Genomic DNA, 264 nt, shown 5'->3' with positions numbered 1-264 from the left:
AAGATGCCCTCGATACTGATCGTTGCTAACGATATGTTTTTTAAATAAACCATGCTCATGATGAGTAGTAGCGGAATCGCAAATAGGCTCCTGAGAAAGTTAAAGCCCGTCGCTCGTATCGGTGACACGCACGCTTTACCGCGTATACTATATATCCCCCATGCCACGCCACTGATGGCCATCAATGTCGCTGCCAATACTGACGGCACAGCCGCTGATGGCAACATGAGATAGACAAATCCTGCCACTGCCACTATAAAAGCC

At 48.1% G+C, this 264-nt stretch carries 1 pseudogene; it reads right to left on the bottom strand.

Features of this window, described 5'->3' with window-relative positions:
- Positions 1-264 (bottom strand): annotated as a pseudogene (locus tag AAEY72_RS15275) (DMT family transporter); the annotation flags it as partial.

It is taken from the genome of Psychrobacter sp. W2-37-MNA-CIBAN-0211, assembly GCF_040309405.1.
GTDB classification, from domain to species: Bacteria; Pseudomonadota; Gammaproteobacteria; order Pseudomonadales; family Moraxellaceae; genus Psychrobacter; species Psychrobacter glaciei.
This window is presented reverse-complemented; position numbering and strand designations above follow the sequence as displayed.